Source organism: Corynebacterium sp. UMB8791, from assembly GCF_054166365.1.
The window spans coordinates 9,736-21,688 of the sequence record NZ_JBSZCG010000118.1; the positions used below are offsets into that span (position 1 = coordinate 9,736).

At 54.8% G+C, this 11,953-nt stretch carries 13 protein-coding genes and 3 tRNA genes; 9 read left to right on the forward strand and 7 right to left on the reverse strand.

The window, feature by feature from the left end:
* Nucleotides 1-5 precede the first annotated feature (5 nt).
* Both ACXIUA_RS06755 and ACXIUA_RS06760 read right to left on the reverse strand, forming a co-directional pair.
* Nucleotides 6-77, reverse strand: a tRNA-Val gene (locus tag ACXIUA_RS06755).
* An 18-nt stretch (nucleotides 78-95) separates the two neighbouring features.
* A tRNA-Gly gene (locus ACXIUA_RS06760) sits at nucleotides 96-171 on the reverse strand.
* Nucleotides 172-382: 211 nt separating this feature from the next.
* Here ACXIUA_RS06760 and ACXIUA_RS06765 point away from each other — a divergent pair.
* The 3 genes from ACXIUA_RS06765 to ACXIUA_RS06775 all read left to right on the forward strand — a co-directional run bounded on the left by ACXIUA_RS06765 (nucleotide 383) and on the right by ACXIUA_RS06775 (nucleotide 1,831).
* A tRNA-Val gene (locus tag ACXIUA_RS06765) sits at nucleotides 383-454 on the forward strand.
* Nucleotides 455-586: 132 nt separating this feature from the next.
* Nucleotides 587-1,159 carry a copper resistance CopC family protein gene (locus ACXIUA_RS06770; protein ID WP_070362364.1) on the forward strand — a complete coding sequence of 191 codons (573 nt, stop codon included), beginning with the start codon at nucleotides 587-589 and terminating at the stop codon, nucleotides 1,157-1,159.
* A gap of 42 nt (nucleotides 1,160-1,201) precedes the next feature.
* Nucleotides 1,202-1,831 (forward strand): copper chaperone PCu(A)C, encoded by a 630-nt coding sequence (locus tag ACXIUA_RS06775; protein WP_252930848.1) that lies wholly within the window; start codon nucleotides 1,202-1,204, stop codon nucleotides 1,829-1,831.
* Nucleotides 1,832-2,038: 207 nt separating this feature from the next.
* On the opposite strand, the gene ACXIUA_RS06780 is transcribed toward ACXIUA_RS06775, so the two are convergent.
* Together ACXIUA_RS06780 and ACXIUA_RS06785 are read right to left on the reverse strand one after the other, a co-directional pair.
* Entirely contained in the window at nucleotides 2,039-3,010 is a 972-nt protein-coding gene (locus ACXIUA_RS06780; RefSeq protein ID WP_457976428.1) for a methyltransferase, read from the reverse strand.
* Nucleotides 3,011-3,014: 4 nt separating this feature from the next.
* Nucleotides 3,015-3,491 carry a DUF3099 domain-containing protein gene (locus ACXIUA_RS06785; RefSeq protein WP_071572566.1) on the reverse strand — a complete coding sequence of 159 codons (477 nt, stop codon included), beginning with the start codon at nucleotides 3,489-3,491 and terminating at the stop codon, nucleotides 3,015-3,017.
* Between the two features lie 51 nt (nucleotides 3,492-3,542).
* Here ACXIUA_RS06785 and ACXIUA_RS06790 point away from each other — a divergent pair, with 51 nt between their 5' ends.
* Nucleotides 3,543-3,797, forward strand: a complete 255-nt coding sequence (locus ACXIUA_RS06790) for a DUF3039 domain-containing protein (RefSeq protein WP_070363499.1) — start codon at nucleotides 3,543-3,545, stop codon at nucleotides 3,795-3,797.
* Between the two features lie 65 nt (nucleotides 3,798-3,862).
* On the forward strand, nucleotides 3,863-5,575 hold the full coding sequence (locus tag ACXIUA_RS06795) for a DEAD/DEAH box helicase (RefSeq protein WP_070363498.1): 1,713 nt from the start codon (nucleotides 3,863-3,865) through the stop codon (nucleotides 5,573-5,575).
* A gap of 62 nt (nucleotides 5,576-5,637) precedes the next feature.
* Here ACXIUA_RS06795 and ACXIUA_RS06800 read toward each other — a convergent pair whose 3' ends face one another.
* On the reverse strand, nucleotides 5,638-7,011 hold the full coding sequence (locus ACXIUA_RS06800; protein ID WP_457976429.1) for an RNA polymerase sigma factor: 1,374 nt from the start codon (nucleotides 7,009-7,011) through the stop codon (nucleotides 5,638-5,640).
* A 210-nt stretch (nucleotides 7,012-7,221) separates the two neighbouring features.
* Complete coding sequence (ppgK, locus tag ACXIUA_RS06805; RefSeq protein WP_070363500.1) at nucleotides 7,222-8,004, reverse strand: polyphosphate--glucose phosphotransferase; 783 nt, start codon at nucleotides 8,002-8,004, stop codon at nucleotides 7,222-7,224.
* A 292-nt stretch (nucleotides 8,005-8,296) separates the two neighbouring features.
* On the opposite strand from ppgK, the gene ACXIUA_RS06810 reads away from it, so the two are divergent.
* Nucleotides 8,297-8,590 (forward strand): DUF4193 domain-containing protein, encoded by a 294-nt coding sequence (locus ACXIUA_RS06810; protein WP_457976430.1) that lies wholly within the window; start codon nucleotides 8,297-8,299, stop codon nucleotides 8,588-8,590.
* 26 nt (nucleotides 8,591-8,616) lie between these two features.
* Here ACXIUA_RS06810 and ACXIUA_RS06815 read toward each other — a convergent pair whose 3' ends face one another.
* Complete coding sequence (locus tag ACXIUA_RS06815; RefSeq protein ID WP_070362354.1) at nucleotides 8,617-9,123, reverse strand: DUF3093 domain-containing protein; 507 nt, start codon at nucleotides 9,121-9,123, stop codon at nucleotides 8,617-8,619.
* Between the two features lie 85 nt (nucleotides 9,124-9,208).
* Between ACXIUA_RS06815 and dut the strand changes: the two genes are divergently transcribed.
* From dut to ACXIUA_RS06830, 3 genes are all read left to right on the forward strand, one after another.
* A complete protein-coding gene (gene dut, locus ACXIUA_RS06820) occupies nucleotides 9,209-9,679 on the forward strand; it encodes a dUTP diphosphatase (protein WP_070362355.1) in 471 nt (156 codons plus the stop codon).
* A gap of 84 nt (nucleotides 9,680-9,763) precedes the next feature.
* Nucleotides 9,764-10,627: a DUF3710 domain-containing protein gene (locus ACXIUA_RS06825; protein WP_070478954.1), complete on the forward strand. Its 864-nt coding sequence runs from the start codon at nucleotides 9,764-9,766 to the stop codon at nucleotides 10,625-10,627.
* Entirely contained in the window at nucleotides 10,627-11,880 is a 1,254-nt protein-coding gene (locus tag ACXIUA_RS06830; RefSeq protein WP_083290926.1) for a class I SAM-dependent RNA methyltransferase, read from the forward strand. Before ACXIUA_RS06825 ends, ACXIUA_RS06830 begins: the two co-directional genes overlap by 1 nt.
* Nucleotides 11,881-11,953: the final 73 nt, after the last annotated feature.

Below are 11,953 nucleotides of genomic sequence, written 5' to 3' on the forward strand. Positions count from 1 at the left end.
CTCTGTGCGCGATACTGGGATCGAACCAGTGACCCCTACCGTGTCGAGGTAGTGCTCTACCGCTGAGCTAATCGCGCAGAGTGTCTAAAGACACTTGGAGCGGATGACGAGACTCGAACTCGCGACCCTCACCTTGGCAAGGTGATGCGCTACCAACTGCGCTACATCCGCATGCTCTCCGGAAGCGGAACCTCCGTTGTGCGTGAACAAACATTATCTGTTGGCTCTAAGTTTTCCAAATCGCCAGCACAGGGCCGGTCTTGGCAGGTGCGTACGATGGTGAGGCGCTGGGTTGGCAGGGAAATTGCTGTTACTCGGTGAAAGTGTTGCTGTACTGCGGATTCGTTGAAGGAGTGGAGGGGGTGTAAAGTAGTTCGCGTTCGGTCCTATGGCTCAGTGGAAGAGCGTTCCGTTCACACCGGAAAGGTCGCTGGTTCGATCCCAGCTAGGACCACTGAATGCCCGCCTTGCGGGCATTTTCGCTTTCTATGGTCCGGCACTGGGCATGCTGGGGAACTAATCCGCCATTCGTTACGACTAATGTTGTACTGGTTTACAGTCAGTTCATTTTGTAGGAGGGATCCGAATGTCCAAAGCAGGACAAAGGGTACAGCGAACGGCATGGGCTATATTGAGTGCCGTATGTGTAGCTTCTGCGTTGGCCGGATCAGCGGAGGCACATGATGCCGTTATTGGGGGAGATCCATCAAACGGGTCCGTGGTAGCCGAGTTTCCGAAAGAGCTGTCGTTGGAGTTCTCGGGTCAACCCCAGGAAGGCTTCAACACGTTCGCGCTGTCGCGGGTATCGGACAACGAGATCCTCTTTACTGGAGAGCCAGTGCTCGACGGACGATTTGTGTCCCTTGAACTTCCAGAGAAAGTTCGCGAATCTGGTGACAAAGTGCCAGGAGAGTACCGGATCGGATTTCAGATTGTCTCTTCAGATGGGCACGCCACTAAAGGGATGACAACGTTTACATATGCGCCGGAAGGTTCACAAGTTGTCGATGAAACTATGGAAGATTCCGTGCCAACCGGAGAAGTGAGCGGTTCTTCATCCAGTTCCTTTAGCTGGCTTTTTGTCGGCGGACTAATCCTGCTTCTTTTCGGTGCTGTAACGGCACTTTTACTGCGTCGCGGCTCCTTGAGCAAAGATTGAGCCAGTACATACACAAGTTTTTAGCAACGACTAAGGAGAAATATGAAAAACATTTGCACTGCAGCTATTTCGGCACTTGGTGTCGCCGCTCTTGCCCTGACGGCTTGCTCGCCATCGCAGGAAAACCCGTCGACATCTGCGCCAACCGCTGCAGAGACAACAACCGTGGAGTCCACTACGACTGCTGCTCCAGACAATGACAAGCTTCAGGGCGAAGGCGATATCCGCGTTGAGTCCGCGGCTATTCGTGCGAAAGCAGAAGCAGGCGCGGAAGACGGAAAGTCCATGACCGGGTTCTTCGGTACGCTGCACAACACCTCTGACAAGGACATTCACATCGTTGGCTTCACTACGTCACTCGGCGACGCCACCTACGAGATCCACGAGGTGGTAGATGGAGTCATGCGCGAGAAAGAAGGCGGCATCGAGATCCCCGCCGGTGGGACATATGAGCTCAAGCCTGGCGGTGACCACTTCATGATCATGGGCTTCGACCCTGCAATTCCGGCAGGCGACGTGGTCGATGTAACGCTTGAGTTCGCCGACGGAACCGAGGAGCAGATTCCAGACGTAGCCGTTCGCTCTATGCTTCCGGGTGACGAAGACTATGGTGAGCACGGGGAGCTCCAGGGGCACCAACATGGGTCCATGGGGGAAGGCCACAACCACTAATTGAAGGAAAGTCGAATGCCTGTCAACCGTCGTCATTTTCTCGCCGGGACTCTGAGTGTTGCTGCCGCCGGGGCAGCCACAGCTTGCGCGGAAAGCCGCGATGCTGTGGTGAATGCTCAGCAAGAGCCTGCGATAGACCTTGCCACAGCAACGGTTCCGTTTGACGGCATACACCAGGCAGGCATTTCGACGCCTCAACAGTCCTCACTAAATCTGATTGGTTTCAATTTTAAAGATGGCGTCGATAAGCCTGCGATTGCTCGATTGAGCGCTGACTCCTTGCGAAGGGACCCAACTCGCAACTCGCGACTGCCACGCCTCACCATCAATATGGGCCCATGAGCCCAGCATGCACAGCATCCCACCTTCTGCGAGATATTCAGGTGCGTGCTCTGCCACGAGGCGACTTGCTTCATCCAGTGGCATGCCGGAGTCGCGGTAAACATGCCCCACCTCCGGAATGCCGACTACAAACGGCGGGTTGGCAACGATCCTGTCAAACTGCTCGCCCGCGACAGGCTCAAACCAAGATCCTTCGCGGAGCTGAACGCTAGTGATGCCATTCATCTCGAGCGTGGCCTGAGCCAACTCGATCGCTCGATGATGAATGTCAGTACCGACGATCTGATCGGCAAGGCCAGATTGTGCTACCGACAGCACCCCTGAACCGGTTCCAAGGTCCAAAACCGTTCCAGTCGGTGACTGCGGGATCGCGTGCAACAGGGATTTCGACGCCGCTCCGACTCCAAGTACGTGATCTTTGCCGGGAACGATTGCAGACGTAGAGGCGTCGAGATCTGCAACTATGAGGTGATGCTGTTGAGACAACAAATGAGGCCGGATGTCGTAAGCAACCTCGTAACGTTGCTCTTTGGTCTGGCGAAAGACACCTGCGCTGATGAGTTTCTCAGCAAGGGACGAGCCAAATAACGCCTCGAGCTCGTTTTGGGAAGTCGGGCGCCGCAACAACAAAGTGGATATGGCCGATCCGATAACGTCTTCTGAATGGCAGCGACGCAGGACGGCTCCCACCTCGCCCCGGTAGAGAGCCTGGTATGCATTTGGCCCAAGGTAACTTCCAATCGAAGATGTGGTGTAGGGGAGCGCGCGCAATCGTTCACCGAGCTCCCGCGCAAGTCCAGGGTGTAATCCAAATGCTGTAGATGATAAATCTGTCATGCTGCTACTCCGATTGGGATTCGTGATCGATAACGGTCGGCGTCGTATCTGTTGAAGCCTGGTTCGAGGATAGTTGTTGCCTCGACTGCTCCTCCAACGCGGCATAGGCACGACTCAGCGCAGGCTTGTAGACATTCTTTTCACGCGGATCACGCGACTCTCCTTTCGCGTTGCCCAACATCACTGCGACCCAGGGGAGCGGTACGGAAACAATAAAGAGCAACGTCGCAATCCACCAGTTACCGAGCCACCACGCAGATGCGATCGAAAGCAAAATGAAAGGGATTCGAAGCGCCTGCAGCCAAAGGTATTGAGCTTCTCGGCTCTGCAGGTTTTGCTCCGGCGTCTGCTTCGCATCCGTAATGAGTGCACGGTGTCGTTTTGAGCGGAAATGACGAAAAAGGAAATGCTTATCGTCGTGGACTTCGACTTCCGCATCAATCGAGACGTGCTCTTGTGCCTCGCCCTCTCTCTCATTCATAAATACACAGGTTAGCGCCTCGGCTTAAAAACTTTGCCAAAGTGGGGCATGATGGGAGTCGTGAATACGACGACGAAGACTCTTGAGCGCACAGACCTTCGGGAAGACACATCGTCAACAAATGATGATGGAACCCCCAAGTTTTTCCACTATGTGAAGAAGGATCAGATTTTCGATTCTGCGATTTCTGGAAAAGTCGTAGTCGCACTCTGTGGCAAGACATTTCCGGTGAAGAAGCAGGCGAAGCCTGGGTCGCCAGTATGTCCTGACTGCGAACGCATCTATAAGGGGTTGCGTCGGAAGTGACGGCTCCAGGTACGTCGGCCGGGCCTCAGCTGCGCGCATGGCAGCAAGAGGCCCTCGATTCGTTTATGCGCACCAAACCTCGAGACTTTCTCGCTGTAGCAACTCCTGGTGCGGGTAAGACGACGTTTGCACTGACACTAGCCAGCAAACTGCACGCATCGAAGGCAGTGCAGCGCATCATCGTCGTCGTACCAACAGAACACCTAAAACACCAGTGGTCCCAATCAGCAGCGAGGTTCGGCCTTTCGCTAGACCCAAACTTCACAAACTCATCTGCGGTAAACCCTGCCTATGACGGCATTGTCGTGACGTATGCGCAAATCGGTATGCACCCGTTCAAGCATCATGCGGTGGCCACTGCGAAGCGCAGTTTGGTGATTCTTGATGAGATTCACCATGCTGGTGACGCCAAAAGTTGGGGGGATGGAGTCTACGAGGCTTACAACGATGTCGAACACCGCTTAGCGTTGACAGGTACGCCGTTTCGCTCTGATGATTCCCAGATTCCGTTCGTCCGATACGTCGAAGACGGCGATGGGCACCTCGTTTCACAAGCGGACTACACCTATGGGTACTCCCACGCCTTGGCCGATGGCGTCGTCCGCCCAGTTGTATTCCTGGCATATTCCGGCGAGGCACAGTGGAAAGACTCCGCCGGGGAAGAGTATTCCGCAAGGCTTGGTGAGCCACTGAATGCCGAGCAGACCGCGCGTGCCTGGAAAACTGCCCTAGATCCGAAAGGGGACTGGATCAAGGCAGTCCTCCAGGCGGCACATACAAGGCTGAAAAAACTTCGTACGAATATGCCGGATGCCGGAGGCCTCGTCATCGCTACGAACAAGACGACAGCACGCGCCTACGCCAAGATCCTCTCCAGCATTTCGAGCACGCCCGTTACGGTCGTGCTCTCAGACGAAGCCGGGGCATCCGACCGCATCGACGAATTCTCCGCGTCCACCGACGAATGGATGGTCGCAGTCAGAATGGTCTCTGAGGGAGTCGACGTTCCTCGCCTCGCTGTCGGAGTATATGCAACATCAGCATCGACACCACTGTTTTTCGCGCAGGCAATCGGACGATTCGTACGCTCACGCATGCCAGGCGAATCCGCCTCCGTTTTTCTCCCGTCGGTCCCGGTTCTGCTCCGCCTCGCGGAAGAAATGGAGGTGTCACGCGACCACGTTTTGGGCAAACCACACCGAGAATCAGGGTGGTCCGACGAACTACTAGCCCAAGCAAACCAAGTTCAAAACGAACCAGACGACAACCCTTCGTACGAAGCCATCGGCGCATCAGCCGAGCTAGACTCTTTAATTTTCGACGGCTCCACCTACGGCACACCCACCGTCGCAGGATCCGCAGAGGAACAAGACTTCCTAGGCCTTCCAGGGCTGCTTGACGAAGAACAGGTCAAGACTCTGCTCCGCAAACGCCAAAGCGACCAACTAGATGCCCGAGAAGCAGAAGAAAAAGCGCGAAAGGCTGCCGAGCGCCAAGCACGCGAGCGTGCTGAAGTACTAGGAGAGCACTTGGCTCCCACTCAGCCGTCCAAGCAAACCTCCGCGCCGGGTAGCAGCGAGGAGGCATCAGTGGCGGCTGATGAGATTCCCCAGTTGAGAAAGGAACTCAACGCTCGCGTTTCAATCGTCGCTGGAAAGACGGGTCGCCCGCATGGTGCGATCCATACGGAAGCGCGTAAAGCGTGTGGTGGTCCGCCGACCGCGCTGTGCAATGCGGAACAGCTGCGGGCGCGTATTGCGTACTTACGAGATTGGTAATACACGAAACCGGTAGGAGAGTGGACCTCCTACCGGTTATTGCTTACTACGTAGAAACGCATTTAATCGAGGTAATCGCGCAGCACCTGTGAACGCGACGGGTGGCGAAGCTTCGACATCGTCTTGGACTCGATCTGCCGGATGCGTTCGCGTGTCACACCGTACACCTGGCCGATTTCATCTAGCGTGCGAGGCATGCCATCGGTCAAGCCGAAGCGGAGCCGCACGACGCCGGCCTCACGCTCGGAAAGTGTGTGGAGGACATCCTGAAGTTGGTCCTGAAGAAGCGTAAAGGAAACAGCGTCGACTGCCACAACGGCTTCGGAGTCTTCGATGAAATCACCGAGTTGGCTGTCGCCTTCATCGCCGATCGTCTGATCCAATGAGATCGGCTCACGGGCGTACTGCTGGATCTCCAACACCTTCTCTTCGGTGATGTCCATCTCTTTTGCGAGTTCAAGCGGTGTAGGTTCGCGTCCAAGATCTTGTAGAAGCTCACGCTGGATACGGCCAAGCTTGTTGATGACCTCGACCATGTGCACCGGGATGCGAATGGTTCGAGCCTGGTCTGCCATGGCACGTGTAATTGCCTGGCGGATCCACCACGTTGCATAGGTGGAAAACTTGTAGCCCTTGGAATAGTCGAACTTTTCAACTGCACGGATGAGACCGAGGTTGCCCTCCTGGATGAGGTCCAAGAAGGCCATACCGCGACCGGTGTAGCGCTTTGCCAGCGAAACCACGAGTCGAAGGTTAGCTTCGAGCAGATGGTTCTTCGCCTTGCGACCGTCTCGGGCGACGGCGCGGAAGTCGCGCTTAACCGCAGGGGTAAGGCGTGCTTCCTTGTCTCCCTCCTCAGCTGCACGGGCCATCTCGTCGAGTCGGTGTTGCGCGTAGAGACCAGCTTCAATGCGCTTCGCGAGAGAAACCTCCTGCTCAGCATCGAGCAGAGCAACCTTACCTATTTGCTTCAAATACGCACGGACAGAGTCCGCAGATGCGGTGAGCTGAGCGTCCTTGCGGGCTTGGCGAAGTGCAGCAGATTCCTCGATATCCCAGACAGAAGATCCGTCGTCTTCCTCGTCTTCTTTTTCCTCGTCGTCATCACCAAGATGCTCGTCAAATTCTTCGTCATCTTCTTCAGCCGTCAGCGGGTCGAAGTCCTGCTCCTGGTCAGAATCGTCGAGCGATTCGTCCGTTTCTTCCAGCGCGGAGTCGTCGCTGGTGACCTCATCAGTTGCGGGTGAAGCAGCCTTCTTTGCGGCGGTTTTCTTCGCAGTCTTCTTGGCGGTCTTTTTGGCAGCCTTTTTGGCGGTTTTCTTGGCTGCTTTTTTGGTGGCTTTCTTGGCGGTCGTTGTGCCGTCGGTTACGCCGCCGGAAGTGCTCTCTGCCGCATCGTTGACGGAGTTTTTGCCTGAAGCTTCGCTGGCTACCACGTACGCCCTTTCGCCTTTGTGAACTGATTGATGCTTTTGCGGACACCGAGACTTCCTCCAACAATGGATGGAAAGAAAGTCACTCTGGTGAAAGCAGACCAGCAAACGCCGGTCTGCCTTCCTAGCGTACGCAAACTGTGCTGATTTTTCAGAACGCCTATCTTAACAGCATTGTCAAGCTGCTTTGTGTTAGACGCCGAGTCTCGCTAGTTACGGTGCGAGGTGCTCATTGGCCGCCATCGCTGCTCCGACAATGCCTGCTCGGTTGCGAAGAGTGGCCACGACGACAGGAGTGTCGACAGTCAATAGAGGGACCCATTTGTCAGATTTCCGCGAGATGCCACCACCGACGACGAAACACTCTGGATTAAACAGTCGCGCGTATTCGTGCAGCACCTTATCAACTCGCTTCGCCCACTTCTTGAAGCTCAGGTCTTCCCTCTGCTTTACAGCTGAGGAGGCGACGTGCTCTGCTTCCTTCCTATTGACGATTAAATGGCCAATTTCTGTGTTAGGGAAGAGGTGCCCATTAACCAGGAACGCTGAACCAATACCAGTGCCAAACGTGAGGAATATGACAGAACCGTTTCGGGCTCGTTCATTGCCAAAGGCAACTTCAGCAAGCCCCGCGGCGTCGGCGTCGTTTAATACAGTGACAGAGCGCTCAGGGAGATGCTGCTCAAAGAGCTCATGCACATCGGTGTCGATCCACGACGGGTCGATGTTAGCTGCGCTCTTTGCGATCTGATGCTGAATCACCGACGGCAGCGTTACTCCCACAGGGCCGTCCCATTCGTGGAGACGGACGATCTCTGCGACTGTTGATGCAACAGCTTCAGGTGTAGCTGGCTGAGGAGTTGCGATCTTGATCCTGTCGCCGACGAATTCTCCGGTTTTGAGGTTGACGATGGCGCCCTTGATTCCAGAACCGCCGACATCGACGCCCATACCATAGTGCTCTTGGGCACCATCAATTCCACTTGTTGTAGTCATAACATTGAGCATACAAAAGGTGTGCTCATTGCGCATGTAGGAAAATATTTAGGAGCGCGGTACCTAGAACGAGCGGGTTGACGTCGCTGTACTTTAATTAGCTATAAAGCCTTTGATGTGTAGGGAACCCGTGGGTATTGGCCTGCTGACCTTGTAATATGACATATAGCTTTGTGTGCTTTATTATTCGGCTCCAAACCAATAAAAAGGCTGAGGCTCATCTATAGGAAGCGTATCTCCTCAACGGGCCTAGGCATTGCTGAACTTGACTACTCCTGGAGGCACCACCACCATGGCGACCGATTACGATGCACCGCGTAAGCGCGCAGAAGACGAGCTTGAGACTGACTCCCTCGAGGGCTTGAAGGCTGCGGAGGTTGCGGGCAGCAGCATGGATGATGACGGTGAAATCGTTGAACCGTTTGAACCGCCACTTCAAGATCTGTCTGGTGGGGAACTGAACGTTGAGGTAAAGCCTCGCCAAGATAACGAATTCACTTGTGCGTCTTGCTATTTGGTTCAGAAAAAGAATCGGCTGGCTTACGAAACCGAAGACGGCCAGAAGATTTGCCTCGACTGCGAGTAGTAGCGAGCAACGCAGTCGCGCGATCCCTAGGCGGTCCGCTGCTCAGGCAAAAACATTCCGAGGATTTTCTCCGGTTCTTTCGCAGCAATTAGCCAGTAGGGGGTTGGGTCCTGAGGATCGTCCAAGACAAGCAGAATATGTTCTTTCACCCAACCATGCGATACCAAGAAAGCAGCTGGGTCTAACTGTCGTCCGAGAGCATTTCGCTTCGCTGATGCAGGGACAACCATAGATCTGCTGACAACGGTGTTGGGTAAGTTGGCGTCGTCAACGACGAGCCAACGAGTGCCGTCGCTGTCTTGCTCGACCGCAATTGTAGTTTTCGAAAGCCATGTCAAGAACCAAAAAACTAAACTTCCGATAACGAGCACGGGGATAATAAACCACCAAATATTGCGGTTGAGCGTAAGTTGTGCCCCGATGAGCAGCGTTAATGCTGCACCGATGATCCACCAGTACCAAGGCACCCATTGACGCTCCGTATATAAGACTTTGGAACCACTGGATGCCGGTGCGTTTTGGTTGCTATTCATACCCTCATCAACTCGTCAATTCGATGTACTCCCGAATACGTTACCCAATAACACTAGGCGAAATTATCTTAAGAATGCACACGCAATGGAATCCCGTAAGGTGTATGAAGTGACCTCTCTTGAACCAATTTCAGTAAAACGTCTTGATCCAGACATGCCGCTTCCTAAACGAGCGCATGAAGGTGACGCCGGGGCGGACCTTTACTCCTCGGAAACACGGACATTGGCTCCCGGCGAACGGGCGCTCATCGGCACCGGAATTGCTGTCGCGTTGCCCATGGGAACTGTCGGGCTCATTCATCCTCGTTCGGGACTCGCTGCCAAACACGGGATTTCTATTGTGAACACGCCAGGCACCATTGATGCCCAGTATCGAGGGGAGTTGAAGATTTGCCTTCTTAATACCGACCGTGAATGTTCGTTTACAGTTGAACGAGGAATGCGGATTGCTCAACTAGTGGTGCAAAAAGTCGAGTTGGTTGACTTCGTCGAAGTTTCCGAGCTTGACGATACCCAGCGTGGTGCCCAAGGATACGGATCAACGGGGCTCGCCTGAGGCCACATTGGGCCCGTACTAGAGTAATTCTCACCCGAAGAAACTTTTTTGAAATACACAACTTCACTCGAAAGGTGATCACCCATGGCATGGTGGCCATTTGGTAAAAAGAAGAAAGACCAGCAGAAGGAAGACGCTGCCCCCGCTCAGACGGAGGCAGAGACCAACGACGATCTAGAGGTCACAGCACCAAAGTCTCAGGACACGGGGATTGCAGCGGATACTGATCCATCCCAGACTCCATCAGCCACTGGTACTCTTGCCGATTATGATCCAATCAGTGGATCTACCGGTCCGTTCGACGGCGACAACGTCGACATTGAGGAGTTCGATTTTTCTGACTTCTCCCAGGTGAACCTCAACCTCGGATCAATGCAGATTCCGCTGCCAAAGGATTCGCAGGTGCAGGTTGAAATGGGCGAGAACGGCCCGAAGATGGTGCACATCGTTACCAGGTACGGTCGCATCACTCCGGTTGCTTTCGCTGCACCGCGTAACGGCGGCCTGTGGGCCGAATCGGCAGAAGAAATTGCCGAGGGCATGAAGAACGAGGACATGCCTGTCGAGTTTGAAGAGGGCCCCTGGGGAACCGAAATCGTTGGTACTGGCGCTAACGGTGTGATCCGCATCATCGGTGTTGAGGCGCCTCGATGGCTGTACCGTGTCACGTTGGCCGCTCCGGCGGGAATGGAAGAACAGCTTGCTGAGCTCGGGCGGGAAGTCGTAGCACGCAGCTTTGTTTACCGCGGTCCGGACCCAATTTTGGCGGGTAACTCTTTGCCAGTCGTCCTGCCTGCGCAGTTGGCTCGGCAGGTGCAGCAGGCTGTACAGGAGCGGGCTGCGCAGGAGTCGCAGCAGCAGAGCCCACAGGCTGGAAACCCGAACGCCCTGAGTGACGCGCTGAAACAGATCATCGCACAAAACAACGAAGCGAATAAGAATAATTAATGAGTGCCCAACCATCGCTGACACCAGGCGACAGCATTCAAGTCACATTCCACGCCTTTGCTCACGGCGGTGAGGCTATTGCCCTTGCCAATGACGGACGAGTTGTCTTCGTGCAAGGCGCTCTACCTGGAGAAACAGCGACCGTCAAACTGCTGAAAGTGAAAAAGCGGTGGGCTCGCGGTGAACTGCTCGAGATACAACAAACTTCACCAGATCGAGTGAAGGTAGGATGTCCTGCTGCTGCGGCAGGTGCGGGCTGCTGCGACTTTGCGCATATGAGTGAATCTCTGCAGCGGGCCGCCAAAACAGAGGTACTTGTTGGACAGCTTGAAAAAATGGCACGTCCATCTGGTGTGCTTGATGGCATTGATCTCACCGCCATTTCGGTTCAGGCTTTAGCGCCTACGACCGGATGGCGGACGCGTATCCGACTCGGCACTGATGCGCAGGGGCGTGCCGGTTTCAGGAAAGCACGTTCCAATGACGTCGTCGCCGAGCGTTGTACTCAGGCGATGCCGGAACTGTTTGACGGGATTGTTGGCGATGGGGCACGACGATTTACTCCTGGGTCTGAGATAGTCGTCGTCATCGATTCTCTCGGGAACCGGCATGTCGTTGAAACGAGCAAAGTCCAACGCGGACGGCGCGTGGAACGAATAGACCGTACGGTTGAAGGCTCCGGCAACATCGTAGAAATGGTCGGAAACGATAGGTTTGAGTTTCCGGCGACTGCGTTTTGGCAGGCGCACCGTAGTGCACCGTCGGCATATGCAGATCTGGTGCGTGAGTGGTCCCTTGCGGGGAGGCCTTATCAGAACAATTCCGGTTGGGACCTCTATGGCGGAGTAGGGCTCTTTGTTCCATCCATGTCCGCGGCACTCGGTGGTGGTCCGGTTGCAACCGTCGACTATTCGAAGTCCGCGATGGCGCATTCTCAGCCTGCACTTGCAAGCCTCGACGTCAACAAAGTCAACTCCCGGGTAGAAACAGGAATTCGATCCTTGCCCCCCGCGGGCCTGGTTGTGCTCGACCCTCCTCGAACTGGTGCTGGAGACAAAGTGATTCATGATATCGCAGCGGCGAGTCCGCAGCGAGTGATTCACATTGGGTGCGATCCGGCAACATTTGCTAGAGATTTAGCAAGTTGGGGAGCATGCGGATATCACGTAACTGAGATAAAAGTCATCGATGCATTTCCAGGAACGCATCACTTTGAAACGCTTGCATGCCTGGAGCCTCTGCGTCCTCATTAGGAATGGGGCGTGCGCCCCGCAAGGTGTAAACTAGCGTCAACTATTGCTTGTTCTAAAGGAGAAGTAGAGGACC